This is a genomic window from Mechercharimyces mesophilus (genome assembly GCF_059818345.1).
In genome coordinates this window covers 965765-987765 of record NZ_JCBAPH010000001.1, presented here as the reverse complement: position 1 = coordinate 987765, position 22001 = coordinate 965765, and the positions used below count along the sequence as shown (strand labels likewise).

22 protein-coding genes and 1 other annotated feature (1 of these 23 cut by a window edge) are annotated in these 22001 nt (G+C 45.2%); of the genes, 6 read left to right on the top strand and 16 right to left on the bottom strand.

The features are described from left to right. Nucleotides 1-20 precede the first annotated feature (20 nt). The 5 genes from AC6RGY_RS05005 to ypeB all read right to left on the bottom strand — a co-directional run bounded on the left by AC6RGY_RS05005 (nucleotide 21) and on the right by ypeB (nucleotide 5317). On the bottom strand, nucleotides 21-920 hold the full coding sequence (locus tag AC6RGY_RS05005) for a YIEGIA family protein (protein ID WP_499860150.1): 900 nt from the start codon (nucleotides 918-920) through the stop codon (nucleotides 21-23). A gap of 142 nt (nucleotides 921-1062) precedes the next feature. Continuing rightward, nucleotides 1063-2226 carry a 30S ribosomal protein S1 gene (rpsA, locus tag AC6RGY_RS05000; RefSeq protein WP_499861465.1) on the bottom strand — a complete coding sequence of 388 codons (1164 nt, stop codon included), beginning with the start codon at nucleotides 2224-2226 and terminating at the stop codon, nucleotides 1063-1065. 175 nt (nucleotides 2227-2401) lie between these two features. Then, a complete protein-coding gene (locus tag AC6RGY_RS04995; RefSeq protein ID WP_499860148.1) occupies nucleotides 2402-2989 on the bottom strand; it encodes a lysophospholipid acyltransferase family protein in 588 nt (195 codons plus the stop codon). A gap of 3 nt (nucleotides 2990-2992) precedes the next feature. Further along, nucleotides 2993-3667, bottom strand: coding sequence for a (d)CMP kinase (cmk, locus tag AC6RGY_RS04990; RefSeq protein ID WP_499860147.1), 675 nt, complete (start codon nucleotides 3665-3667; stop codon nucleotides 2993-2995). A 312-nt stretch (nucleotides 3668-3979) separates the two neighbouring features. Next, on the bottom strand, nucleotides 3980-5317 hold the full coding sequence (ypeB, locus tag AC6RGY_RS04985) for a germination protein YpeB (protein ID WP_499860145.1): 1338 nt from the start codon (nucleotides 5315-5317) through the stop codon (nucleotides 3980-3982). A gap of 156 nt (nucleotides 5318-5473) precedes the next feature. Between ypeB and AC6RGY_RS04980 the strand changes: the two genes are divergently transcribed. Further along, entirely contained in the window at nucleotides 5474-6433 is a 960-nt protein-coding gene (locus AC6RGY_RS04980) for an asparaginase (protein WP_499860144.1), read from the top strand. A 154-nt stretch (nucleotides 6434-6587) separates the two neighbouring features. Here AC6RGY_RS04980 and AC6RGY_RS04975 read toward each other — a convergent pair whose 3' ends face one another. The 7 genes from AC6RGY_RS04975 to AC6RGY_RS04945 all read right to left on the bottom strand — a co-directional run bounded on the left by AC6RGY_RS04975 (nucleotide 6588) and on the right by AC6RGY_RS04945 (nucleotide 13011). Beyond that, nucleotides 6588-7922, bottom strand: coding sequence for a peptidoglycan-binding protein (locus AC6RGY_RS04975; RefSeq protein ID WP_499860142.1), 1335 nt, complete (start codon nucleotides 7920-7922; stop codon nucleotides 6588-6590). A 28-nt stretch (nucleotides 7923-7950) separates the two neighbouring features. Beyond that, nucleotides 7951-8214: a twin-arginine translocation signal domain-containing protein gene (locus tag AC6RGY_RS04970; protein WP_499860140.1), complete on the bottom strand. Its 264-nt coding sequence runs from the start codon at nucleotides 8212-8214 to the stop codon at nucleotides 7951-7953. Nucleotides 8215-8407: 193 nt separating this feature from the next. Continuing rightward, nucleotides 8408-9376, bottom strand: coding sequence for a YpdA family putative bacillithiol disulfide reductase (locus AC6RGY_RS04965; protein WP_499860138.1), 969 nt, complete (start codon nucleotides 9374-9376; stop codon nucleotides 8408-8410). 69 nt (nucleotides 9377-9445) lie between these two features. After that, on the bottom strand, nucleotides 9446-10735 hold the full coding sequence (locus AC6RGY_RS04960) for a Glu/Leu/Phe/Val family dehydrogenase (protein WP_499860136.1): 1290 nt from the start codon (nucleotides 10733-10735) through the stop codon (nucleotides 9446-9448). 389 nt (nucleotides 10736-11124) lie between these two features. Further along, complete coding sequence (locus AC6RGY_RS04955) at nucleotides 11125-11712, bottom strand: genetic competence negative regulator (protein ID WP_499860134.1); 588 nt, start codon at nucleotides 11710-11712, stop codon at nucleotides 11125-11127. 290 nt (nucleotides 11713-12002) lie between these two features. Beyond that, complete coding sequence (locus AC6RGY_RS04950; RefSeq protein WP_499860132.1) at nucleotides 12003-12353, bottom strand: hypothetical protein; 351 nt, start codon at nucleotides 12351-12353, stop codon at nucleotides 12003-12005. Nucleotides 12354-12450: 97 nt separating this feature from the next. Continuing rightward, complete coding sequence (locus tag AC6RGY_RS04945; RefSeq protein ID WP_499860131.1) at nucleotides 12451-13011, bottom strand: CPBP family intramembrane glutamic endopeptidase; 561 nt, start codon at nucleotides 13009-13011, stop codon at nucleotides 12451-12453. A gap of 269 nt (nucleotides 13012-13280) precedes the next feature. On the opposite strand from AC6RGY_RS04945, the gene AC6RGY_RS04940 reads away from it, so the two are divergent. Further along, the gene (locus AC6RGY_RS04940) at nucleotides 13281-13499 is read left to right on the top strand and encodes a ferredoxin (protein ID WP_499860129.1); all 219 of its coding nucleotides are present in this window, start codon (nucleotides 13281-13283) and stop codon (nucleotides 13497-13499) included. Between the two features lie 35 nt (nucleotides 13500-13534). On the opposite strand, the gene AC6RGY_RS04935 is transcribed toward AC6RGY_RS04940, so the two are convergent. Beyond that, nucleotides 13535-13864 carry a rhodanese-like domain-containing protein gene (locus AC6RGY_RS04935; protein ID WP_499860128.1) on the bottom strand — a complete coding sequence of 110 codons (330 nt, stop codon included), beginning with the start codon at nucleotides 13862-13864 and terminating at the stop codon, nucleotides 13535-13537. Between the two features lie 182 nt (nucleotides 13865-14046). Between AC6RGY_RS04935 and AC6RGY_RS04930 the strand changes: the two genes are divergently transcribed. From AC6RGY_RS04930 to AC6RGY_RS04920, 3 genes are all read left to right on the top strand, one after another. Next, the gene (locus AC6RGY_RS04930) at nucleotides 14047-14358 is read left to right on the top strand and encodes a hypothetical protein (RefSeq protein WP_499860126.1); all 312 of its coding nucleotides are present in this window, start codon (nucleotides 14047-14049) and stop codon (nucleotides 14356-14358) included. Nucleotides 14359-14630: 272 nt separating this feature from the next. Further along, nucleotides 14631-15131, top strand: coding sequence for an inorganic diphosphatase (locus tag AC6RGY_RS04925; protein ID WP_499860124.1), 501 nt, complete (start codon nucleotides 14631-14633; stop codon nucleotides 15129-15131). 198 nt (nucleotides 15132-15329) lie between these two features. Then, nucleotides 15330-17189, top strand: coding sequence for a glycosyltransferase (locus AC6RGY_RS04920; protein WP_499860123.1), 1860 nt, complete (start codon nucleotides 15330-15332; stop codon nucleotides 17187-17189). 122 nt (nucleotides 17190-17311) lie between these two features. Here AC6RGY_RS04920 and AC6RGY_RS04915 read toward each other — a convergent pair whose 3' ends face one another. The 3 genes from AC6RGY_RS04915 to AC6RGY_RS04905 form a co-directional block, all read right to left on the bottom strand. Further along, complete coding sequence (locus AC6RGY_RS04915; RefSeq protein WP_499860121.1) at nucleotides 17312-17479, bottom strand: hypothetical protein; 168 nt, start codon at nucleotides 17477-17479, stop codon at nucleotides 17312-17314. A gap of 87 nt (nucleotides 17480-17566) precedes the next feature. Beyond that, a complete protein-coding gene (locus AC6RGY_RS04910; protein ID WP_499860119.1) occupies nucleotides 17567-18328 on the bottom strand; it encodes a DUF3050 domain-containing protein in 762 nt (253 codons plus the stop codon). A gap of 13 nt (nucleotides 18329-18341) precedes the next feature. Continuing rightward, the gene (locus AC6RGY_RS04905; protein ID WP_499860117.1) at nucleotides 18342-20507 is read right to left on the bottom strand and encodes an ATP-dependent helicase; all 2166 of its coding nucleotides are present in this window, start codon (nucleotides 20505-20507) and stop codon (nucleotides 18342-18344) included. Between the two features lie 247 nt (nucleotides 20508-20754). Between AC6RGY_RS04905 and AC6RGY_RS04900 the strand changes: the two genes are divergently transcribed. Continuing rightward, a complete protein-coding gene (locus AC6RGY_RS04900) occupies nucleotides 20755-21570 on the top strand; it encodes an enoyl-CoA hydratase/isomerase family protein (RefSeq protein WP_499860115.1) in 816 nt (271 codons plus the stop codon). Nucleotides 21571-21928: 358 nt separating this feature from the next. Continuing rightward, nucleotides 21929-22001 (top strand) — a binding site (T-box leader); it runs 157 nt beyond the window's last position.

Below are 22001 nucleotides of genomic sequence, written 5' to 3'. Positions count from 1 at the left end.
CCTCTCTTCACTGTGAAATTCTATGGAAATTCGTTCGGCAAATGAACGGCACTTTCCAGAACAGGCACATTGCGTATCACTTCTACTGCTCGTGCAACATTTCGTTCTTGGGGAAGAAAGAGAATCCCCAAGCGACCATCATCCAAATCACGCTTTGAGATAGGCGTGAGTGCAGGCTCTCCCGTATCACGATAAACACCTAGAATGGATGCCGAATCATGCAAGATCGCTTGTCGTTGACCCATATTGGACAACGTGATTCTTGCTGAACTGTCAATCGGATTGGCAATCAGACCAATTCCGTTATGTAAGATCCGTTCCTGATTGTCCTGTAAGCCGATGTTCATCAGATAGATATCATCTACATAGAGACTGGGTCCCTCCACACGCAGCTTGCCTTCGCTCACTTCCGCAATGTCTTTCACTTTCCTCCCAGACCGAAGCCAACCCGCCACTACGAACATCAAGAGGGCAAACCCTACGCCCATCCAACCAGACCACAGCATGGTAATAAAAGTGGTCACCAAGGACGCCATGATCACAACATAATTACGCCCTTCAAATACCATTGCAATGCCTTCGATGTAGGAAGCTCCTCGTGGAACCAGTTCCATTTGATCCAATTTGGAGAGGGTCTGCCTCTCCATATTTCGTACATCACGAAATTGCTGTGCCGCCAAAGTTAAGAAGGTGACAGCCGTATAGTTTCGTTCCAGAAGGGCCGGTACCGCAATCGCCCCTAGGGCCGCCGCAATCAGACCCAAGGAAATGTGAATCAGCTGTCCATGGGGGTATGTCGGATATTGGCGATAGTCGATACGCAACATGCGTAAGCGCACAATCAGTCCTGTGATAATCCCTAGCAAAACTGCTTGCGTGTATTTGTTCAAATCAAAATCCAGTAGATTAAAAAGATCCAATCGCGACTCACCCTATTCATTCATCGTCTCCATCACTTCGGTGTTACCTTTTTGTAGTATAGCCGTTTATATTACGTTCTGATACAATCGTTTTCCAATACAAAAAGCCAGCCCCGTAGGACTGGCTTTTTGGGTGAAGAAATTATTTTAGACGGCGAAGCTGATCACCAAATACGTCCCCTAGAGTAATTCCAGAGTTCGAGTTGGTATCTTCCACATCCGCTTGTTCGAATGATTCCATTTCTTGACGCGCTTCTTCGTCTTCTACTTCTTTCATGCTTAAGCTAACCCGCTTTTGGTCTGCTTGCATGTCTAGCACTTTCACTTTTACTTCTTGGCCTTCTTCCAATACTTCTTCTGGAGTAGCAATGTGACGATGCGAGATTTGCGAGATATGAACCAGGCCTTCTACTCCTGGATGCACCTCAACAAATGCACCAAAGGAAACAAGGCGTTTCACCGTTCCAGCTACCACATCACCGGTATGGATTTTCGTAGAAACAACGTCCCACGGTCCAGGAAGTGTTTCTTTCAAGCTTAGACTAATGCGCTCGTTATCACGATCTACGCTTAGCACTTTCACCTTGATTTCGTCTCCTTCTGACAATACGTCAGACGGATGTTCCACACGCTCCCATGCCAATTCGGACACGTGAACCAAACCATCGACACCACCTACGTCGACGAAAGCACCGAAGTCTGTTAAACGTTGAACAACGCCATCCAGCACTTCTCCTTCTTCCAGCTGGTTCAGCGTTTCTACTTTTTTCTGCTCAACTTCATCATCTAAAACCGCTTTTTGTGAAAGGATGAGCTTATTTTTCTCTGGGTCCATTTCGATTACTTTCAGACGCAATGCCTTCCCTTTGTATCCAGAGAAATCTTCTACATAATGACGCTCAACGAGTGAAGCCGGGATAAAGCCACGAACGCCCAAATCAACCACGAGGCCACCTTTAACCACATCAGCCACTTCTGCCTCGATGATTTCACCTGTAGCATGCGCTTTTTCTAACTCTCCCCAAGCTTGCTCTGCATCGATCGCACGTTTGGATAAGATTAGTTTATCTTCGTCATCATTGATGCGTAGCACTTTTACTTCTACTTCGTCACCAACGGATAACACGTCTTCTACTTTTTCAATATGAAGACTGGATAATTCCGAAATTGGAATAACCCCATCAAACTTGTAGCCAACATCGACCATTGCTTGTCGATCCTCTACCTTGCTCACTTTTCCCTTAACGATATCCCCACGTGTAAGCGATGCCACTTCAGCCATCTCAGAATTCATTTCTTCTTCCACCATGAACGACAACCTCCTCATTTAACCTGCAAACATGTATACCCTATCAACTTCTTCCTCCAATGTAAAGAGGGAGTTTCCACTGTGTGGGTGATGAACCTTCCATCTTCCACTACAGCGAGGACGGTTGATACGCCCTGCGACAAGCAAAAGATTTGCTCGTCAAAATTTATGTTCACACTGCCTTCTTCTGCTCGACGATATCCGCCACCTGATCCATCACTTTTTGTGCACGCTGGCGCGCATCCAGAGATTGATAAGCAGGATCTTCATTGATATTCACCGGCGAACCAAAGACAATGCGAATTTTTGTAAAAGGACGATAAGAACCGATAATAGCGGTGGGAATAACAGGCACATTCGACGCTTCAGCGATCAAGGCCGCACCTGGGCGTGCCTTCTTCACCTTCCCATCGCGGGAGCGTGTCCCTTCAGGGAAGATTAGCAGAGCTTTCCCTTTTGACAGTTCATCTACTGCTAACTGAATCGCACTCGTATCACCCACACCCCGTCTGACCGGAAAAGCCCCCAGCACTTTGAGAGCGGGACCCACAACAGGGATCTCCAACAGCTCTGCCTTTGACATAATGGCCAAAGAGCGCCGTCCAGCCGCTCCAATCAAAGGCGGGTCCCAATTGGAACCATGATTGGAACAAAGAATAACGGGGTCTTTCTTGGGGATATTCTCTCTTCCCTCAACCTCCCAGCGAAAGAGAATAACAAAGCAAGGGCGAAAGAAGTAGCCTAAAATCGTATACCACATATGCTACTCCTTTGTACCTGATTTTGTTCTACACAAGTGTAGAATTTCACCAACGACATCACTGATCGCAAGTCCTGTCGTATCAATATGAACCGCATCTGTAGCAGGTTTGAGCGGGGAGTGTTCGCGATTTTGGTCTGCATAATCACGCGCACCAATCTCTTCTTGTAATTGTTTCAGATCCACCGCTTGACCTTGCTCCTTCATCTCGTCATATCGCCGTCGCGCTCGCTCCTCAATGGAGGCCGTCAGAAAAACCTTCACTTCCGCAGTGGGGAAGACATGTGTGCCAATGTCTCGGCCATCCATGACAACTCCACCCGCTTGCGCCATCTGGCGCTGCTTTTCAATCAATGCCCGCCGCACGCCTGGAAATTTAGCAATCTTCGATGCTGCAGCTGTCACTTCCGTACTACGAATCTCACGGGTGACTTGTCTCCCATCCACTAAGACCTTCGACCCGTCCTCCGTTGACTCCAGGGTAATGACCGTTTCCTGCGCCACCTGTGTCACACTTTCTTCAGCACTCTGGCTTAGAGAAAGCGACTTCCAAGCAATCGCTCGATACATTGCACCCGTATCAATATACGTATAATTCAGCTCTTTCGCCACTAAACGAGCGACGGTACTTTTTCCTGCTCCTGCAGGTCCGTCAATTGCTACGATCAATTGCCTCATAACTTAGGTCCTCCAACAACAAAATACAAAGAGCAGGGCACGCCTGCTCGATAGTGGATGAACTTTATTCGATTGACTCGATGTCAAGTGCAATCCATATCGAACGTAACCGACAGCATAGAACAGTCATAAACCTGATGGCACCCACTATGTATTTCGTTTTACTTGTGCATCCACTCTCCACAACATTCAGTAAGAGAAAATTAGGATAGGTAACCTTACGTTTACACTGCTAGCATACCATATTATATCATTGACATGCAATGAAAAAAACGGGTTGTTCGCGAATAACAACCCGTTTTTTCTGTCCTCTTACGAAGTGCTCTGGCTCTGTACTTTTTCCACAAATTCCTCGTCTCCATTGCTGGCATTAATGAAGATACGATACTGATTTCCCTTGATATTTCCCAAGAATTCATAGCAGAGAACAGGGTCACCTGTATCCCCATAAATGATCGCCAAGTTGTCTTTGACGACCTCTAATTTCGGGCTTACATACTTCCGCGCTTCCTTCAAGGTGAGTGCCGGCTTTCCTGTAGGCTTATCTTGATGGTTATACACATATTCATCTGCGGTAAGACCCATGATTTCCCCATTATCTATCGCCACCTTGACCACGACGGTTTCTGGGTACATCAACACCTCACCATCTTGATGAACATAAGTGATCGCATTCATCTTCCCCGCTTGATCGTAAGAGATCGGAATCATGTTGTCATATTCTATCCGCTTTAAGAAGGCATCCGCTTTTGCCCGTGTTTCTTCCAGTGAAAGCTTTTCCTCTTTCACTTCGCGGTCACACATCATCCAGATCACGTGTCCTCCACGATGGGTTAAGTCCACATCCGCCTTTTTCTCTTGCGTATCCACATGAACACTGACGGTTTCGTCATCGTCATTTTTGTTCACCGTAACCTTCATTCCATCCGTAGAATCAAGCGCCAGTAGCTTGGCTACTCGCTTCTTCGCATCCTCTTCTGAGATAAGAGCCCCTTTAAGATGGGTTAACCGCTTGCGCTTCCGCATTTCCATGTTGTTGACGGCCGGTCCCCAGTCTACCTCTGAAAACTCAGTAACCACGTTGTTAACCCCTTGGACACCATCAACCAGTTGGTTCCCTACACCTTTCTCCTGGCTTGCCAATGCCTTCTCCGCTTCTGTCCAACGCATTTGGTCCGTAAAAACCTGTTCCTGTACACTTTGTAAATCCTCCTGCACTTGATTGGCACCATCGTACAGCTGGTTAAGGGTCGTCCATTCTTTGTCACTTAGGGGCTCTTTATTTAAATCCCGTACGCCTACACGATAAGAAAAGTCCCCCATCTTCGCTATCCATTCTTCTGTTTGTTCAAGTAAACCACTATGAAGAGGAAGCTGGCTCATATCATTCTGGGCCGCATACGTCAGCCGCCAAATATTCGTCATGCAGGTTGATAGTTGTTTCCGTGTATTAAGGGCCAATGATTTCCCTAATTCTTCTTGTAGCTTTACCATGTGGTAGTTCAGCTCATGAAAAGAGCGTTGGTATTGATTTTCTGTTCGAACGAGCAATTGATCGCGCTCCTGGTTTATCTGGATTCCCCATACCGCCGCAATAAGCAAGAGCAGGGCGGTGATCGGAAAGAGATAGGCCGCTATCCGCTTGTACACATTCAGGTCTCCTTTACCGGGGATATTTACCGGTATTGTGAGCCTCCTCCCCTCTTTTTATTCTCATGCCAACAGACTTGAAGTATTCTGTTGGCGAATAGGGAAAGAATCACGTATGATAGAGCATGGAGTGACACAGAGAAAGGAGTTTACTATATGAAAAATATTCTTGTCATCAATACCGGCGGGACGATCGCCATGGCAGATGATCCTGAAACCAAGTCCATTACCCCGCAAGACCCGAATACACTAAAGGAGATCCTACCTTATGTGTCCGACTATGCACACGTGGAGATGATGAATCTTTTCAACCTTCCCAGTCCCCATATCACCTTAGAGGATATGGATCACTTAGCACGAGAGATTGCTTCCCGACAGGCGAAGACAGACTGCGACGGTATTGTCGTCACTCATGGTACAGACACCCTCGAAGAAACGGCCTTCTACCTTGATTTGGTCCTTACCAGTAGCAAGCCTGTCGTCCTCACCGGTGCCATGCGTAGCCAGAATGAATTGGGAGCTGACGGACCTTCCAATATTGTTAGTGCCGTGCGCGTAGCCGCCAGCGATAAAGCATGTGGGCAAGGCGCTTTCGTCGTCTTTAATGATGAAATTCATGCAGCACGCTACGTGACCAAAACCCATACTAGTAACGTGGCAACCTTCCGTTCCCCCGCCACCGGGCCGATCGGTCATCTTACAAAGAAAGAAGTCGTCTTCCAGCAGAAAGTGGCCCCCTCCGACACCCTCCCTTTTTTATCGAAAAATATACAGGTTGCACTGACCAAAGCCGCTGCCGGAATCAATGGAGATTTTATTCACTATGCGAAAGAGAAGGGGTATCAGGGGATTGTTATTGAAGCGCTAGGGCAAGGAAACCTGCCTCCACTCATGCTCCCTTCATTAATTGAAGCGATGGAACAGGGAATGACCGTACTAATTGTTTCTCGCTGTTACAATGGGTTTGTGGAAGACTCATATGGTTACGAAGGCGGAGGCCATCACTTAAAACAGTTAGGATGCCTCTTTTCCAGTGGTCTTAATGGACAGAAAGCGAGGATCAAGTTAAGCCTAGCTTTAAGTGGCGAAAAAGAGGCGAAAGAATACTTCGCTTAAATGAAGCCAGCATCCGACCGCCAACGAGTAGTTAGCCTCAGAACCATTCTGTCAGTCATCTAAAGAAATGAAAAAGTGACTCGAGAGTTAGAGGTCATCCTCTCTCCAGTCACTTTTCAAGACCGTTACTGATGCAAATCTTCTTTATCGTAGATTATGAATGCAATCGTTGCCAAGTAGACGGACCCGGAATCCCGTCCGCATCGCTGCCTGTCCATCCTTGTGCTAGCTGAAAAGATCGGCAATTAAGGCGATCGGCTTCACTCCACTTGGGTCCAGCACCTACCGAATAGTGCTGGCCGTGCCCTTTCGCAATCAATCGTTTCCCCATAGCGGTTACATATTCATTATTGGCACCTGGACCAAAAAAATGACTCCCTGGGTATACCGAAAGATTGGGAGAGCTACCCGCCAGTTGAAATAGCCGTTGCCACGTGCTAGGCCCGGGGTAACCATCTGCATCACTCCCCGACCACCCTTGTGCCTGTTGGAACTCTCGACAATTGAGACGGTCCGCTTCACTCCAGGTAGGGCCAGGTCCCGTAGAATAGTGTTGTCCGAACCCTGCTTTGACAAGTTGTACTCCTAATAACGTGACATACTCATTGGATTGACCTAAACCAAAATACTCAGCACCAGGAAAGGAGGGGGCTGAGTAGGAAGGGCCTCCACCATAACCGGCGGCAAGACGCTCCCAAGTCGCGGGGCCCGGGATTCCATCCGCACCACTGCCTGTCCATCCTTGTGCACGCTGAAAGGCTGCGCACGCTTGCTGATCTACTGTTGTAAAATGGGGACCTGCTCCAACTGAATAGTAACTCCCATAGCCCGCTTTGATCAGCATTTTCCCTAGTATCGTAACATAGTTATTATGCGCACCAATATAGAAATAGCGTGCTCCAGGAAAAGCAGATGCTCCACCGCTATCATACGGAGGACCAAGCGGGACAACTCCACCTGTTAGAGGAATTAACTGATCAATTGTGGATCCATCCCAATTCGGAATATTAATATCCAGAATATTAGAATCGGTAATATGCCTCTTCCGCCTCCACACACCATGGTAGGGTTCATCAATAGAAATACAATAAGTATTCCCTTCAATGGTATAAATATTCCCTGTACTATGGTTGTATTCTTCGATAATCCCTATATGAGAAAAACCAGTAAATATCACAAGTGCTCCAATGGCTACTCTTTCACGCATACGAAAAGGGTCAGTTGCCATACTATCAATATAGCTTACGAAAGAATCCTTGGATAATACTTTTCCTCCATGAATAAATTGATAAGTACGGTGATCTTGTACTCTAGCACTCCTTGCGTAACACGAGCGATTTCCCGATTGAGCGGCACACCAGCTAACAAAAGAAGCGCACCACGGTAGATTTGGAACCCCTATCCAATCTCCGTATTTCGAGTCATTTCCAGGTCCTTCGATATACCCAATCTGAGACCGGGCTGTCTCTACCATATTTAATGGATACATTTTATCCCTCCTTGTTTATGTAAAAAGATTAGTCCACACCATAGAAAGCTTCGATATCCACCAGCCGAACATTTGGATCTTGTGGCAGTTCCTCTTGGCCTTCCGCTATGACATCCCCCCACTCGCTTGGATCACGAGGCAACTCCGAAGGGTCAATTGGATCAGTAGTGGGTGAATTTCCACTATCCGCTAATGCTTTCATCGGTTTAAATAAGGTAAAGCTAGCAAAAGCAATGACCCCCGCTCCTACATACCCTAGAAACCTACGCCTACTTATATTCTTCTTTTCCACTCAAAGAAACCCCCTTCATTATAGAGAAACCAGATACTCACCAGCTATTCTGGTCTTAATACACTTTTTTACCAATTCAATTCTCATTATAAAATGAGAGGTGTAAATTGTCAATTTAATAGAATAAAGAGATTATTTTTGTTAGAAGGGAGGAATCTTCCTTCTAACGATTGAGTCTCCCTTCCCCCTCTACTTATTTCATTCTTTTAATATGCTTTGCTATGCGCTCACCATGAAAACGCCCATTTTCGATAAAAACCTTGCTGGTGTCGTTTCCTCCTACAATCACACCTGCTACGTAGCAACCCGCTTTCGTCGATTCCATGGTCTCCTCATCTAGAACAGGCACCCCACTCGCGCGGTCCACTTCAGCACCTATCTGATGAAGCAAATCCAATTGTGGTTTGTATCCTGTCATCGCGAATACGGCATCGTTTTTTAGCGCGAAGCGCCGCTCCCCTTTCTTCAGGAAAACTTCCGCCTCACTGATCTGTACAACTTCTGTCTCCCACAACATCCGAATCTCTCTCTTACGAATGCTACTCTCAATCAAAGGGCGAATCCATGCCTTCACGCTGTCTGTAAAAGCAGAGCGGCGATAAGCCATCGTCACATGAGCCCCCACTTGTTGGAGTTCCATGGCCGCATCGATGGCAGAATTCTTCCCTCCGATAACAAGTACATCCAAGCCAGCGTAGGGATGCGCTTCTCGAAAATAGTGATGCACCTTGGGTAAACTTTCTCCCGGAATATTCATTTGATTAGGAATATCATAGTAACCGGTGGCAATCACCACATTGGGAGCCTGGTACGAAAACTTCTCCCCTCCCCGCTCGGTATGAACCATCCACTGCCCCCTTACAAATTCCATTTCCTGTACTCGTTCATATGTGTGTATGTTTAATTGATATCGTCTCGCCACAGCCAAGTAGTACTTTAACGCCTCTGCTCTCCCTGGCTTTGCTCCCATCGTGGTAAAGGGCATATCACCAATCTCAATCTTGTTAGGCGTACTAAAGAATTCCATATATAATGGGAAGTGATAAATCGAATTGGTTACGCAACCTTTATCCAGCACGAGTGGAGTCAATCCCCGTTTTTTGCATTCTATTGCAACGGACAAGCCACAAGGGCCTGCACCCACAACAATCACATCTTGCACGTAATTTCACCCTCCCAAACAGAAAAACACCCACAAGAAAACTTAGGGGTGCTTTTCAAAAAGAGAACCTTATACCCAGCCACGAAAGCGCGATGCTTCTGCCATTTTGCGCACACCAACCATGTAGGCGGCTAAGCGCATATCCAGCTGACGGGTCTTGGCCGTATTATAGACATTTTCAAATGCAGAAACCATCACATCATTTAACTTCTTCTCCACTTCTGATTCCGTCCAATAGTAGCCTTGATTATTTTGTACCCACTCGAAGTAAGATACCGTCACCCCACCAGCACTGGCGAGTACATCTGGAACAAGCAAAATATCGCGCTCAGACAAGATTTTGGTCGCCTCTAGTGTCGTTGGACCATTGGCTGCTTCCACAACAATACCCGCACAAATGCGGTGTGCATTCGCAGCTGTAATCTGGTTTTCTACGGCAGCTGGTACCAAAATATCGCAATCAATCTCCAATAGCTCTTGGTTGGTGATCGTATCCTTAAATAACCTCGTTACCGAGCCAAAAGAATCCCGACGATCCAATAAATAATCGATATCTAGTCCATTTTCATCCGTTAAGGCTCCATAAGCATCCGATATTCCAATAACATTCGCACCTGCATCATGCAGGAATTTCGCAAGGTAACTACCTGCATTCCCAAACCCTTGAATGACAACCCGCGCTTTCTGTATATCCAGACCACGCTTTTTGGCCGCTTCACGAATCATAATGGTAACCCCTTTGGCCGTTGCCGTCTCACGACCACGAGAACCACCTAGCACCAAGGGCTTCCCTGTAATAAAACCGGGTGAATCAAACTCTTTAATACGACTGTACTCATCCATCATCCACGCCATGATCTGCGAGTTGGTAAATACATCAGGAGCAGGAATATCCTTTGTAGGTCCTACAATCTGACTGATCGCTCGCACATATCCGCGAGATAAACGTTCCAACTCACGAAAGGACATTTGTCTAGGATCACAGACAATCCCGCCCTTGCCTCCACCATAAGGGAGATCCACAATTCCCGACTTCAGGCTCATCCATATAGAAAGCGCTTTCACTTCATGTTCCGTAACATCGGGGTGAAAACGAATCCCCCCCTTGGTTGGTCCAACCGCATCATTATGCTGTGAGCGATAGCCTGTAAACACACGAATTTGGCCATCATCCATGCGAATAGGAATCCGCACATGCATAAAGCGCATCGGCTCTTTTAATAAATCAAAAACATGACCTGGATACCCCAATTTCTCTAGTGCTTTCTTAATCACCGTCTGGGTCGAAGCCAAGACATCTAGGTTTTCCTGCGGTTCCACTGGATCGCGTTTCGTTGTTACATCTGAATTTTGCCCCATCCCTGACCACCTCAACAAAAGAGTTCCCAACAAATCCACTACCAAGTATACAATACTTGGCCGCAGAAAGAGAACAGGATATCCGCCTTTTGAAAAGTTTTTGTACTGCTCTCCATTCAGTTACAAAGTTCATTCACATAGCACGGCCTAATTATTGTAAAGAACGCAACCTCTTTCGTATATGGCAACTATCAACGCAATGGCAACACATGACCAAAGAGAGAAACGCCCTTCATCACATTTCTGTCTAAAATCCTTGCCTACGTTAGATCTTCATCTGTGTTCAGCGACATAGAAAAATAGCCAAAGGCATTTAATATCATAAAATAAAAATTGCAAGAGGAAGCGGCACTTCCTAGTAGGCCGCTTTCTCTAACCCTATCCTTCGCTCAAGAGAAATAGCGAACAATTTCATCCAGTGCGTTTTCTTTCCAAATAATCTTTCCATATTCATATAAGACAGCTTCACTCATCGAAGCAGCTTCACCATATTCCGTCAGAACGGCTACAAATCCTTGCAGATGCTCAGCATCCTCTTTGGCATCAATCAGCAGGTAGTATTTATCTTTGTAGTAAAACACCTTTCCTCCACCGATTCCAAGTGTTTTCCCTCTTTTAGCCGCTTGAATAAGGTCCTCAAAGTCATAAAATTGAAAGGCGACTTCATCACTTTCTTCCATCGTCACTTCTAATTCATACATGGCATCATAATCGTATTCGTCCCCTATTTTGGAGGAGGTTCCGCGTGTGACGACGACAATCATCCCCTGTGCCGGCATGGCGTATACCTCAACGGCGACTGGACCTGACACCTCAAATCCCAATTCATGGTAAGCTTGCTCCATCATATCATTAAAAAGTTCGTGTACTTTCGGCATATCATGCCACATATCTTCTTTTTTGATTCCTCGTTCGGCCAGATCATCCAGGGATAAAAAAAACCGAATCTTGTCCCGATCCAGACGTTCCACACGCATCGTTTACCCTCCCTCTTGTGAAGACCCCTCTTATAGCGTATGAGGACTCCTCATCGTTGGTTACGCTATCGCACAGTCTCACTTTTCTTTACCTTTAGCATACATCATTTTATGCTTGTTTGCATCCGGAAAGTTGAGTAGATTCAAAGAGAATGAAACAAAAAAGAACCCTCGATCAAACAATGCAACTGGTCTCGGATTCCTGCACAAAATGCAAATGAACTGCTTATTTTCCTTCCAGAGACAAACCTTTATGTAAGGATGGTGCGACCACATTATACGGTGTTTCCTTACACCTCGTCAAGCGAGCTCTTCTTTCTCATGATCGCCCTTCGCTTTTTGAATACTTCCCATCCTTCGCGTGCAGAGAAGAGAACGAGCCAGAATAATGTCAATTCTGGAAATTCAATAAATGAAACACTGATACTGATAACCACCAACAGCACAGGGACTAAATACTTCCATCTGTGGATAGAGAAAAGAGGCCCTGGCAATTCCACCAACCATTGAATCGCCTTTACCGCACAGCGAATGCCTAAGAACAGGCTAAAAAGCAGACAGACCCACGTAAAGAGATAAGTAACAGAAAAGTAGGTCCAAACCCCCTCAAATGCTAACTCATCCGGATAAACCCCGCTCACGATAAGTGCCAGCAGAAGGGAAATCGTCCCTCCTAATGTATAGTAGAACAGAAACCATCCCCCCTTCCCTCATTGTATACGAGAGCGAACGTCCTCATCACTCCTTTTTGGTTACAATCCACTTCTTACTGATCATCATTCCTAAGAGAAAATCCAACACAAAGTGGGCGGCGATCGCAGGAGCGAGCGTTCCTTGCCAATCCACTAACCAGCCGAACACGTAACTAATAGCGAAAACCACAATCATCAAGAGCCAGCTTTTCAGATAACGAACATGAATCAGCGTAAACAAAAGGCTGGTAAGAAAAACACCCAGCCAATATTGAAGCACTCCGCGAAACAATAATTCCTCCGCTATGGCCGCCGACAACGCGATAAGTGTCACTTGCCACCAAGAGCGATCCATAAAGAGGGCTTCATTAATCCCTCCGTCATCAAATAAACGAGCGGGGGCCCATCGATAGATAGCGACATCCAGTATCACGACAAGCAAGCCAACGCTTCCACCTATAAGCCAACCCACATCGTTTTGCAGACCGAACAGTTCCCACCTCAGTCTTCCTTGTACCAATAGTAATATGAAAGCACTTATCAAAATAAATCCTTGTGTGATAAAAAGACTCATAAGTAAGCCAAATCGCCATTCCGGCGATGTCATATTTTGTTTCACTCCAACGATTTCCCTTTCTCCTCAGTACAATTTCGTTACCGAGATTGCGAAATGACTGTATAAATATTTATCTATCATTCTATTGCTTACAATCGTACACTTCTAGTAGAAATAAAAAAGATTACCAGGATGAAAACAACTTCCGCGGCTAAAATAGTGATGTATTCCTTGCAATTGTTGATGGCTCATTCTACAATAAAAATGGGGATTGGGAATACATTCTCTCTTGGAATATAAATGGGAGGAGACTAAAGCCAATGCGTACTTGGGTCGATAAAGATACTTGCATTGCGTGCGGAGCTTGTGGGGCTGCAGCACCTGATGTATATGATTACGATGAAGATGGGATCGCCTATGTGATTCTTGACAATAATACAGGGACTGCCATCATCGACGAATCGTTGCATGAAGAAGTCCTCGACGCCCAGGAAGGTTGTCCAACGGATTCCATTAAAGTGGTAGAAGAGGACGATTAATCCGTTTAAAAGCTGAGCTGCTCTTGAAGAGTTGCTCAGCTTTTATCTGTGTAGTTAGGATTTTCAAGATAAAGTAATACTTTGGTAATCCCGCCTTCTACATTCACCACATCTGTAAAACCGGCAGTATTTAAATAATGGGTGGCATGCTGACTGCGCACACCGTGAGCGCATAGTACATAGATGGTCTTTTTCCGCGGTAAGCGGGCAAGGGCTTCCGGAAGCGTTTGAAGCGGAATGAGCTCAGCTTCCTCCAAGCGGTATGCCTCCCATTCGTGCGTCTCACGCACATCGATAAGCTTCTCCTCCTTCAACCCATTCTCACGGTACATCTCCGCAAATTGTTGCGCTGTGATCTCTTTCATCCCATTCTCTCCTCTCACTATTCTCCTTATGTATTCTAACACGAGGCTTCTCTTCTCAAAACCCATCCACCATCCAACCCATTCGAATCCAATTCCAGGCGAGATTAATTATATGAATCTAGTAGATATATACAAACAAAAGTTAATTTATAGAATATATATATTATAAGGAGAGTGATAAAATGGCGAGAGTAATATTTAGAAATATAGCTGCAAATGTAACTTTACGAGCAATTTCAAACTATACGATTCCAACTAGTAATGAAATAATAAATGATGTAGCCCTTGTTCCACCTACTCAAACACGCTTTTTCTTTGTTCCTGATAATGCAGAAAATGTCGCTTTTACTATTGCTTCAAGTTCAGGTGCTGCATCTAGTTTTCAGGTAGTGGATACAATCACCTTAGCCAGAACACCTGTATCCGCCGAATTTATTGGGGCAGAAGCCAATGGCAATGTCGTTATTGTGTCTAATTTAGTAAAGAGGGCATAAGTTTATCCAGTAGGCAATCGTTCTGACAGTCTTAATAATTGAGAAAAACTACAATGCGAAGAATTATGAGTAGTCAGATGAAGAAGGGCGACTTTTTTTGTCTGACTTTCTTTGTTTGAGCTAATACAACAAATGTTGCCATCACTCACCCAATCGTCGATTAACCAACGGCTTATCTTATTGATTCTTGTGCGCGAAGAGAATACAATAGGATTGGTTCATCCTTTCTATACATAGGGTGCGTCACTACTACTTAAGGAGGTCTGTCACTTATGACCAACCAAGAACTCATCGTCGATGCCATCGTCGAAATCCCTACCGGGAGTCAAAACAAATACGAATATGATAGCGAAATCGGAGCTTTTCGCTTGGACCGCGTCCTTTATTCTCCTATGCATTATCCAACAGAATATGGGCACCTACATCATACATTAGCTGAAGATGGCGATGAACTGGATATCTTGGTTCTCACCAGCTTCCCTACCTTCCCTGGTTGCGTCATTTCGAGCCGAGTGATCGGAGTATTGATGATGTCCGATGATAAAGGAAAAGACGAAAAGCTACTCGCTGTTCCTACAGAAGACCCACGGTGGAGCGAAGTTCACACACTAGAAGATGTTGCTCCTCATGTTTTAAAAGAGATTGAGCACTTCTTTACTGTATACAAAGATCTGGAGAACAAAAAAACCATCATTGAGGGCTGGAAAGGTGCCGACGTAGCGCAAAAGCTTTACGAAGATAGCGTTCAGCGTTACCAAGCAAACAACAGCTAAATAATCTCTATAATAAAGGCTTTGTGAGGCTTCCCTTACAAAGCCTTTATTCATGAAGCTTCTTATCATTTGTCTGGCAACAACCAGAAGTGACCGCCTTCTCCCCACAAAAAAAACGATTTCCTCATAAACATAAAACGCATGTGCCTTCACATATAATGCTGATGAACCATTTAAGGGGAAAGGAAGGAACCCTCCATGAAAGAAAAGCGACTATTAATCGCAAGCCCGATCCATCTCTCCCCCGGTCCGATGCGCGAATTTTTCCTCTCCCTTTTCGAATTGGATTCAGCGGGTTGTCAGGTTGACTATCTTTTTAGTGATCTCAATACTGATCAAGAATCGAGCCTACTCTTAGCAGAATTTCGAACACGTGCTGAAAATGTACATATAAGCAAACCTCGCCCCTGTCCGCGATGGAATCAACAACCACAACTAGAATTGTACCAAATAAAAAATGCGTTCTTACAGTATGCGCAAGAGGAAGGGTACGATTATCTGCTCATCCTTCTTCCCAACCTGATCCTTCATCCTTATACGCTCAAATTACTCTTACAAGCGAACAAAGACATCATATCTCCTGTTTTTTGGATACAAACAGAGGAACACCCTTCTCCCGTTCCTCAGGTATGGAGCTACAGGGAGAAGCAAGATGAACCTGCTTTTCATGCGCGTCTTCAGCAACCGGGTGTCTATCCTGTCGATCGTGTTGGTGGATGCATACTCATTCAAAAGAATGCGATAGACAAAGGCGTCACATTCTCCCCCACTCACAGTCCCTTGGTCAAAAATGAAGATGATTGCTTCAGCCACAACGCACGGCAATGTGGCATTTCTATGTACGTGGATACTCATCATCCTGCCTTCCCTCTTATTCGCACAAGTGATATAGCTAAACTTTATGAATATAAAAAAGAAAACAACAATCAACTTTCCGCCATAGACAAAAAGATCAGTATTAGCCTTTGCATGATCGTGAAAAATGAAGAAGACGTCTTAGAGCGCTGCCTTCGTTCCGTTGAAGGAATCGTAGATGAGTGGATCATCGTAGATACCGGTTCCACCGACCGCACGAAAGAAATCATTGCGAAATTTTCAGATCAGATTCATCAGTTTACCTGGATTGATGACTTTTCAGCCGCACGCAATTATGCTTTCAGCTTAGCTACCAAAGATTTTATCTTGTGGTTGGATGCAGACGATGTCTTACCCGCAACGGATTATCAAAAATTGATGCATATCAAGCACTCCATTGAACCTACTACGGATATTGTCAGTATGGCTTATCATACATCCTTCGACGAACATGGCAACATCGCTACGAGTCAACGACGCAACCGCCTCGTGCGTCGATCATGCAATTTTAAATGGATCGGCTTTGTACACGAGTATTTAGATGTATTTGGAAACACATTCCACAGCGATATCGCCATTCATCATTTGAAAGAAAGAGAGCAATCTGAGCGCAACCTCAACATTTACCGCATGCATATTTCCAAAGGCAGTACCTTTTCACCAGTGGATCAATATCATTATGGTAAAGAATTAGTCAACCATGGCTTTTATGAGGAAGCTACCCAAGTCTATTCGCAATTTCTCATCGATGATAAAGGATGGAAGGAAGGTTATATATATGCTTGTTTGGCGACGGCAGTCAGTTACTACCGTCTACACGAGCGTGAGCAAGCCCTAATGTATGCGTTAAAGACCTTTAAGTATGATCTCCCCCAAGCAGAGGCGTGTTGCCGCATTGGTAGCTACTTCATGGATGATGGGGGGTATCGAGAGGCTATCTTTTGGTTTGAGCAAGTATTCAAACTAACGAAGCCACAACACAGCTACGGCAATGTAGAAAATGACTTATGGACCTGGTATCCACACCTCAAATTGTGCATCTGTTATGACCGCTTGGGCCAGCCCGAAAAAGCGAAGTACCATATTGATCGCGCTTATGAGTTTAACCCTAACCATCCATCCATTCAACATAATAAGCGCGCATTCGACCAATTGATGAGCTTAGGAAACACACAAGCCGCATCGCAATTTCATCGGCGTTAAGAGGAGAGTGTAAGACCTCCCTTTCTTTTTCACCTCTTCACTATACAACAAAATGAATACTACAACAGCCAATAGAGGATATCTATTGGCTGTTGTAGTAAGTAATATCCGATATTCATCTCTTAGCTGCCTGGAAGTTTATCCATACACAATAATATCGCCGTAGCAATAGGACCTAATAGAAGCGATAATAAGAACCAATTAAGACCGGAGCGATTCTTTCCTTGAGCCAGCCCACCATTGATCAATGCTAATGTCCCCCAACCAACATAAAAATCATTAATCTCCATCAACTTCATCCCATTCTATCCTCATCTTATAAAGATAGCCCACTTTATTAGGAGAATAAATAACCTAATAGAGGAGGATCATCCTCCTCACAATCCCTTTGCCTCAATCTCCCGCATCACACCGTCCCATAGCTGAATCCGCATGGCTAACGAGGCTAGTGCCACCTTTTCCGCATCTTCGCCACGAGTAGTATCCTCTCCACATAGGGAGGTAAGAAGTTTCTCCGCTAGAGGACCATGCTCATCTTGATCGAGTTCAATGTGGCGCTCCAAATAGTAGGGTAGCCACTTAACAGATAGCCCACTTTGTTTCATACCCTCGACTAAAACAGTGAACATGTCAGGAATAAGCCCCTCTCGACCATAGAAGAAAGCCGACGCTACTTCATGGGACTGACCCGTCTTGGCTAACTCTACATGGTGAGCGATAAAAGCGGTGACCACTTCTGGCAGATGGCCACTCGCTGCTTCCAAGCTCTCTCCTTTTTGCAGAGCAGAAAGGAACAGATTGATCGGTTCACTATCCGCTCCTACCTCTTCCATCGCCCGCAAGTACAGTTCAAAGTGACTTATATATCCTCCCTCGCCATCTTCATCTGTCTCTTCTTCCAAAACGATCTCATTAATAAAGCGCGCATAGCTCGTCTCTTGCATAGGAAGCCAGGGAAGAGTGATACGGGTAAAATCCTGTTGGAGACGTTTTAGTAATGTCATGAAATCCCATACAGCGAACACATGATACTTCATAAATACCTTCACACGCTCAGGACTGGTCATTGCTTGATACACAGGGTGTTGTAATAGCTCGTTTCGTTGTGTTTCAATCGTTGCTACATCAATCGTACGCATATTCTTCTTCCTTTCATTCTAAATCCAAATCGCTTTTTAGAAGGCCTAGCTGGCGTGAAAGCTCATAGTGAATACTCTTTTGACCATCGACAAAGTTTACTGCCACGTTGCGCCCTGCTGTCAACCCCGTGATAAACTCAATTTTCATCACTTGTCCGCTTCCCCAGCGGGTATGATGAAGGGTTGATCCCACTTCAATTTCTTCATGAGCAAATTTTTGATGGGGCTGTTCATCCTGATAGGGAGTGGTCGAGGATCGTCTTCTTATGCTCTGTGTGGCTCCCTGCCTTACCCTTTCTTTTCCCTCTTCCTTTTCTATCGCTTCAGGATCAATCCAACCCAGTTCCTTCATAAAAGGAGAAGGAGCTACCCGCTTTCCTTGACGGCTCCGGCTGATGGAAAGAATGAGCTCAGATTGTGCACGTGTCAACCCAACATAGAGCAGGCGCCGCTCTTCTTCCCATGCCCCCCGCTTCTTCGCTTCCGGTACATCGAGGCTTCTGCGGTGAGGAATCGTCATCGCATGCAGACCAATCAAAATCACTCGTTCAAACTCTAGTCCTTTTGCTCTATGAAAGGTCATCAAATGGAGCGTCGGTACTCCGCGTGGATTACGAACCGCTTGTTTCACTTTTTCTACATGCTGCAAAAGTGCTTGTCCATCATGGAAACGAGTTGCCGCCAGCGAAAGCTCCTCAACCGGTTCCAATAATCCAGTCGCATCTTGACTGGCATGTTTGGCAAAATCACGCAAGAAGCGATCGTAGCCAATATGATGACGAATGAAGGAGAGCTTATCACTCGCGCGTTGCACTTGAGCTAATTGCTTGATCTCACTCGTTAGCTTTCGCAGAGTACGCTGTTGGTACACCTTTAACCCAGGTAGATCCGGTAACACCTCTATTAGAGACTTTTTCTTCTCATGCGCCAGCAAAATGGCAGTCTCAATCCATTCCTCACCTACTAGATATCGTTTCGGTTTATTCATAATCCGCTTTAGCGCCATTCGGTGATCTGGATTCTCTGCTAACTGAAGATAGGCGAGAAGATCTCGCACCTGCCACTGCTGATAAAACCAAGCATCTCCACTAGAAACGGAGAACGGGATGTCTTGTTGAACGAGGGCATCAATCAAGGCACGTGCTTGGGTTCCGCTACGATATAACACAGCGGTCTGCATCCCTTCTTCTATATAGGATAGCAGTTGATTGGCTTCTTCCTCTTCGTCTGCTGGTGTAAGCCACACGGGTTTCGCTCCTTCTTGATCCGTCCCCGTTAACCGCTTCTCCTGTCTCTCCTGATTTCGATGAATAAGACGTTGGCTCAGACTAATGATAGGGTCGCTACTACGGTAGTTGGTAGACAACACGATTTTTTGACATTGAGGAAAAATCCGCTCCATCTCCAACATCCACTTGGGATCGCTTCCCCGAAACCCATAGATCGATTGATCATCATCCCCGACGACAAATAGATGATGGTGCTCCGACACCAAGCCTTGTAGGGCTTCAAATTGCACCTTGTTCACGTCTTGAAATTCATCTACTAGCACAACATCGTAGGTAGGTACCCATGTGGAAGATTGCTTCAGCACAGATAGAAAGCGAACGAGTATGTCATCAAAATCCCACACACGCTCTCTTGTTTTGCGATCTTCATACGCTTGGTACAGCTCTCCAAAACGCACATTCTCTTTTTTCTTTACTTGGAGCGATTCTGGATAGATGCGATGACTTTTACAGAGCCCGATACGATGGATAAGGGTTTGCACTTCATCATCTTCAGCCGGAAGATCCGCCTCCAACAAGATTTGGCGTAACCAGGTCCGCTGCCTCTCTTCCCCGATCAGATCCGGCGACGAGTACCCTAGTTGGCGGAATATCTTAAGATAAATAGAATGAAAGGTACCAATCATCAGCCGATGTACCTGGCTTCCAATCAACGGAACCAGTCGCTCCTTCATTTCATCAGCCGCCGCCTTGGTAAACGTCACCACCATCATCTTCTCCGGTTGAAAACCATTTGCCAATAGATAGGCAACCCGCCTAGTAAGTACAGTCGTCTTCCCACTTCCGGGACCAGCAAAAACAGCCACCGGGCCAAAAGAATGGGTAACCGCTCGCTGTTGGCTTTCATTTAATCCTCGTAGTAAAGAAGAGGTATCCACAGCGATACTCATCCCCGCGTTCCTCCCCTCTATCAAACGTTCTCTGACCCTATCATATCACAGAATAACCTCTCCTCTATCCGAAAAAATTAAGGATATATGAATCTCGAGACCGTGATAAATGTTGTATTTTGCGCAAATCTTCCTTTCTCTGATGTGTATATAATTTAACAGTATTGGTGAGATTAGCTTTTGACCAACAGACACCATAATTGAATAACGATCATTTCATCAAAACATCGTTTTGGAGGTATAAAATTTGAACCATATTAAAATCAATAAAAAGACCCCTCAGTACTGGTGCGTTGTATTTAATAACCCTCCTCTAAATCTGGTGAACGCCGATACCTATACTGATCTATTGGACCTACTGGATCAGGTGGAGCATGATGCGGAGGTGAAAGTCCTTGTTTTTGAAAGTGCTAATGAGGATTATTTCCTCGCTCATTTTGATGTTGCCCGCGCAGCAGAAAAAGTGGACAAACCGATTGCCTCAGAGTTACCAGCGTTTATCGATATCGCTACTCGATTAGAAAAATCTTCTGTAGTTAGTATCGCGAAAATCAGAGGCAGAGCTCGTGGCGTGGGGAGTGAATTTTCCCTTGTTTGTGACATGAGATTTGCAAGTATAGAAAAAGCGATTCTTGGTCAACCGGAGGTAGGCACCGGGGTAATACCTGGAGGTGGCGGTATAGAGAGGCTTTCTTTATTAGTGGGACGTGCTCGAGCTCTGGAAATTGTCTTGGGTGGTGAAGATTTTAATGCGGAATTAGCGGAACGCTACGGTTGGATTAATCGAGCGATTCCAGATAATGAATTGGACTCATTTGTTGATCGCTTTGCCCGTCGTTTGGCATCGTTTGATAAACAAGCATTAAGCGAGGCAAAGAGATTAATGAATCGCAATGGTCTTCCTAATATTGGGGACTTATTAGAAACCCTAAAAATATTCCGTTCCGCAGCCGCTTGGGAAGGAGCACAAAAAAGAATCCCTACCGCTCTAAAAATGGGGTTAGGTCAACCCGGAGATTTTGAACTTCGATTTGGCGACTATTTGAATGAGATCAATGACTAAATAAAATATTGAAGTACTAGCTTCTTTTGTATCGTCTCAGGGACAGTGAATGGATTTTCTAATTCCCCTGTTCATGTTATCTCGGTTTTTATGCTCTCCTTTCGGGCTATCCGGATGAGTACATCATTTCCGTTCGCATCCCTCATACCCACCTGATAGTCTGGAATGTTCCTTTATAGAAACTCATCTCACACGTGGTCCACATGTATACAATTTTCACATCTTCTATTCTTCCCACCCTCTTCCTTTCGGAGTTGCAATTTTTATGCCAATCACCATTGACTTTCTTCACTCTTCCATGTTAAAGTGATAAAAATCACAAATCGCTTAATAGTGCGAAATGTAAATTGAATCGATCATTATGACGTTGATGGAGAGTAAGAGTCCTATTGAACCCTCAGAGAGCCGGTGGTTGCTGTAAACCGGCGGTC

Excerpts from the sequence above, each read along its gene's own strand:
- AC6RGY_RS04995 (WP_499860148.1), bottom strand. The coding sequence starts at position 2,989 with ATGTGGTATACGATTTTAGGCTACTTCTTTCGCCCTTGCTTTGTTATT.
- cmk (WP_499860147.1), bottom strand. The coding sequence starts at position 3,667 with ATGAGGCAATTGATCGTAGCAATTGACGGACCTGCAGGAGCAGGAAAA.
- AC6RGY_RS04980 (WP_499860144.1), top strand. The coding sequence starts at position 5,474 with ATGAAAAATATTCTTGTCATCAATACCGGCGGGACGATCGCCATGGCA.
- AC6RGY_RS04975 (WP_499860142.1), bottom strand. The coding sequence starts at position 7,922 with ATGTATCCATTAAATATGGTAGAGACAGCCCGGTCTCAGATTGGGTAT.
- AC6RGY_RS04960 (WP_499860136.1), bottom strand. The coding sequence starts at position 10,735 with ATGGGGCAAAATTCAGATGTAACAACGAAACGCGATCCAGTGGAACCG.
- AC6RGY_RS04955 (WP_499860134.1), bottom strand. The coding sequence starts at position 11,712 with ATGCGTGTGGAACGTCTGGATCGGGACAAGATTCGGTTTTTTTTATCC.
- AC6RGY_RS04945 (WP_499860131.1), bottom strand. The coding sequence starts at position 13,011 with ATGACATCGCCGGAATGGCGATTTGGCTTACTTATGAGTCTTTTTATC.
- AC6RGY_RS04940 (WP_499860129.1), top strand. The coding sequence starts at position 13,281 with ATGCGTACTTGGGTCGATAAAGATACTTGCATTGCGTGCGGAGCTTGT.
- AC6RGY_RS04935 (WP_499860128.1), bottom strand. The coding sequence starts at position 13,864 with ATGAAAGAGATCACAGCGCAACAATTTGCGGAGATGTACCGTGAGAAT.
- AC6RGY_RS04930 (WP_499860126.1), top strand. The coding sequence starts at position 14,047 with ATGGCGAGAGTAATATTTAGAAATATAGCTGCAAATGTAACTTTACGA.
- AC6RGY_RS04925 (WP_499860124.1), top strand. The coding sequence starts at position 14,631 with ATGACCAACCAAGAACTCATCGTCGATGCCATCGTCGAAATCCCTACC.
- AC6RGY_RS04920 (WP_499860123.1), top strand. The coding sequence starts at position 15,330 with ATGAAAGAAAAGCGACTATTAATCGCAAGCCCGATCCATCTCTCCCCC.
- AC6RGY_RS04915 (WP_499860121.1), bottom strand. The coding sequence starts at position 17,479 with ATGGAGATTAATGATTTTTATGTTGGTTGGGGGACATTAGCATTGATC.
- AC6RGY_RS04910 (WP_499860119.1), bottom strand. The coding sequence starts at position 18,328 with ATGCGTACGATTGATGTAGCAACGATTGAAACACAACGAAACGAGCTA.
- AC6RGY_RS04905 (WP_499860117.1), bottom strand. The coding sequence starts at position 20,507 with ATGAGTATCGCTGTGGATACCTCTTCTTTACTACGAGGATTAAATGAA.